This is a genomic window from Verrucomicrobiota bacterium, from assembly GCA_027622555.1.
Taxonomy (GTDB): Bacteria; Verrucomicrobiota; Verrucomicrobiia; order Opitutales; family UBA2995; genus UBA2995.
Genome location: JAQBYJ010000224.1, coordinates 1 through 3887 on the forward strand (window position 1 = coordinate 1; position 3887 = coordinate 3887).

Genomic DNA, 3887 nt, shown 5'->3' on the forward strand with positions numbered 1-3887 from the left:
TCGCCAGGAATGGTGATGCGGACGCGGTCGCTCGGTCGCTTAAAGTCGAGCGCTTCCTTTCCCGGCCAACGGCCGTCACTCCAACGGGCTCCGATGATAGAGCCGACAAGGCCAGGTTCGTTGTTCGATGAAGAATTTCTGAGGAGGCGTGTATTTTCCAGTTCCTGTTCAAAACCGTAACGCACCAGCAACCGCGGATCGCTCAGGGACTCCTCAAATTCATTTCTCCAGGAAGAATATTTGAACTGCAGGCGTTCCTTCGACTGGCGATTCAATTCAACCGGCCCTAGAAAGTCGGAAGGCTCTATGGAAATGGAAGACGAGCCGGCTGTCAGGCTCACTCTGCGTCCTTCACCGGCAACCAGTTCACTGCCTTCCTCACGTGACAGACCTGGTTGAGTCTCGTAGAGATGAACACTGCCCTCGAAGACATGCACATCCGTTCCATCAACTGCATCGACATCCATTCCGAAGGCCGTTCCAAGATCCACAAGCTTTACATCCGGACTTGTAATAGTGAAACCGTGAGCGTGCTCAGGAACTTGGGCTCGTAACTTGCCTGCATGTAAAATCCCACCGTCGGCGGATACGATTTCCAGATCCGCTGGTCCTTGCAGGATAACCGAAGCGCCATTGTAGAACTCCAATTCCGCAGATCCGCTGGATAGCTTCCAATGGCCCGGCGGGATGGAATCACCAGGCTCAGGTTGCTTCCCTCCTTCCCACACGGCTTCAAGCGCACGAGTGAGCACGGCAACACCGTCGTCGTATTGCGGATTCTCCAAAGGATCCAGTTCAGGTGAGCTGAGCCACACTATTGTAGCTCCGGAAAGCAGCAAGGCGATCGTAGCCGCCACGGCGTATACCTGAGTTCGCCATTGGCCAAAGAATCCGATCGCACGTTTAGGTATTTGTTGCGCGGTCTCAGCCGCTGCACTCACACGCAGTGCCGATTCCAGGGCTCGGTATTCCAATAGTGTCTCCTGCAACTCCGGATTTTCCCGCAACGCATTTTCCAGTTCAACAAATTCCGCATCGGTTAGAATACCCGAGCAATAACCGTCTACAAGCTCCTGATGCCGCTTCTTCATACCGTTCCTTCCAAACGCGCCTCCGCGATATTGAGGCGAACGCATCGTCGGAGCCGTTTTCTGATTCGTGCCAGTGCTTTGTAGAGGCCAGTTGGAGTGCGGCCCACGTGCTGAGCAGCATGCTTAATCGAAACGCCATCAGCATAAACAATCCTGATCAATTGACGTTGGGCTGGCTCCAGCTTGGTCAAACAATCCTGCAATGCGGTCTGCCGATGGGTCTGATCAGCAGCAATTTCCTCCGCTTTATCGGCTAGTAACTCGTAGACATCTTCACTGAAAACAAGACGTTCGGTAGCATGCTTACGCCGGTATCTCAGCACCTCAAAACGCGCGATAGTAAAGGCCCAGGCAACAAAGCTTGATTCCGGACTGTCCACGTTGAATTGCTCAAATTTTCGCCAGATCACCAGGCTCGTTTCCTGCATAACGTCGTCTACGCCCTCCCAATACGGCAAGAGAGAAGCCACAAAAGCGCGGACTTTGTTTTCGTTTTTGGAAAACAAGCGAACGAAGGTTTCGTGCCGTGCGGTTAACGATGTATCAAGCATGCTAAGTAGGATACTCCAGTAATTCCATAAATTGCCCGGGTAAATTGCAAAAATAATTTCGAATCCGATAAATTCCCACCCAGACACGCTATATGGAATGGGGTTAAACTTATTAAAACCGCATGTTTTACATTAATCGTAGAATTCGCGACAAACGATCGAGGCTCGATTTGTGGTCGAGCCTCGATGGAAATAAAACTAACGTACTTGGGTTTCTAAAAGACTAGAACTTGAAACTGTTGGAAAGCAGGAAGACACGTGGTGGAGAAGTGCGCACGCGGGCAATTGAACCATCCGGTTGGGCACGGATTGGGATGACGTCATTCATATCGGCATTGAGATTTCGGACGTTAAATTGAATAGTCCAATCAACCTTGTTGTCGAAGATCTTGCGCCTATAACTGAGGAACGCATCGATATTGGTTTCAGTGTTACCTTGATACCCGTTTGCTATGTCGGGAATGAACGTATCCTGGCCTGCGATTACCCCCGGCAAGGTAGGGAAACCGATCACTCCGGAATCCTGCCAGCGCAGGGCGCCGCCTATGCCAAAGCCTCTCAATCGGCCTTCACCGAAATTGTAGTTGGTAATGACGTTGAATCTCCAGGGACGAAGCTCTGCCGATGGTCTACCTTCCTGCAACTTGCCGGTAAGGTAGGTGAAGCGGTTGGTATCAACTACATTTGTAAACGTGTCGTCTGGGTTAATTATTTGGGCGGGATTCGCATTTTCCAAATCCCCATATTTTGTAACGTAAGGATTGTAGAAATTATCGTAAAAGTTGGTCAGGGCAGGCAAGTAATTATCGAGAGCCGCTTCCTGTTTAGCCGCGTTAAGGGCGATGCGCCAGTTGGGCGTCGGATTCAAAATCAACTCTGCTTCAAATCCTTTTGCCTCTATACTGGTAGTATCCCCCATGCTGACTGTAATATGTTGGAGAGATCCATCTGCTAAAAACGTAGGCTCTTTGTTTTCATAGAGATCCCCCTGGGCGCGCAGAATAGCATCCAGTTCGGTGAAGGCTTGGCGCGCCTCATCTATACGTGGAAACTCACTTGGATCACTTCCGGGCGTATTAAACTCCTGGATATCCCGGTTCAAATTGCCCAGGAAGTTGAAGGCACGCGAGTAAACCTGGTTCAAGAAGTTATCAAAATTGCTTTCGCTTGAATTGGCGAGTCGGGCCTTATACCAGTTCAGACGCGCGACAACTTTGTCATCTAAGAGATAAAAGCTGACACCATAGTCTTGACTTTTCCCAGACGGGTTGGGGATTACCGCACCGTCTGGGGTGTTTTGTCCACCGGACGGGACGAAATTGTCGGATTCATTGTAATGCACTGACACGTTCAGCCAATCGGACTGCGAATTCCAGGACTTGGGCAAAAAGGCGACCGCCCCCCAACCGAAAATCGACGCGGACGATTCAAAGAACTGTTCGTTGCCGTTGTGCAAGTTAAATAAGGTTCGATCTGTCACAACCGGGATACTTTCAGCGTCGCGAGGAGGGGCTCGGTTTGCCAAGTCCTCAACAGTGTCTTCCCGATAGCCCGTATTGACTATCAAATTTCCACCGAAGAATTCACTACTAAGATTCAGGGCCTGTGATTCGATCACTACGTTCTGCAAATTAGGATTCCTTTGTGATATTTCCCGTGCGGTAAATGTACCACGCTGCCATTCCTCTGTGGCAAAGTCCCAATAGAAGGAGTCATGCTCGCCTGCTATCGCATCGAAAGAGAAGTCATACCCGTTATCTGCCGTGATGACGAAGTCCTCCAATGAAAAACTCGGATCCGTAAAAGCATTAAGCTGTGGCGGACCGAGATAGACCATGTATGGGACGTCTCTCGAAAATATCGTCGGATCAGTTGATCGACCTGGTAGATTCGATATCACGTCAATGGATCCAGCGAAAGATGAAGGCCTCGATCCATGTTGAAAAATATCCTGCTCTTCACGGTCGGCGAGGAAAGTGAAGGTATGATTGCCAAGCCACTTAGCCCAATCATCACGCTCAGTAAAATTGAGCTTGTAGAACAGTGTGGCTCTGGTCGTCTTTCGGGTAGTTTCGGCAAACTCATGGGTATTGAATCTTCTTGTCATCATCACCGGACGACCAAAGTTGGGATTGGGTGCTGGCTCTAAACTGCCCACCGCAGTCGGATACAGCATGTGTGTATTGATGTCCAAAGTGATGGGACCAGCGCCATCGGGATCTGGACCAATCGTGAAACTCGCCCG

The 3887-nt window shown here is 50.2% G+C and carries 3 protein-coding genes; all 3 read right to left on the reverse strand.

Features of this window, described 5'->3' with window-relative positions; all coding sequences use genetic code 11:
- Positions 1-1136, reverse strand: a 1136-nt coding sequence (locus O3C43_24955; GenBank protein ID MDA1069740.1) for a FecR domain-containing protein, incomplete at its 3' end; no start/stop codon positions are given.
- Positions 1088-1729, reverse strand: coding sequence for a sigma-70 family RNA polymerase sigma factor (locus O3C43_24960; protein MDA1069741.1), 642 nt, complete (start codon positions 1727-1729; stop codon positions 1088-1090). The genes O3C43_24960 and O3C43_24955, both read right to left, overlap by 49 nt.
- Positions 1730-1865: 136 nt before the next feature.
- The coding region (locus O3C43_24965; protein ID MDA1069742.1) for a hypothetical protein at positions 1866-3887 on the reverse strand (2022 nt) is incomplete at its 5' end.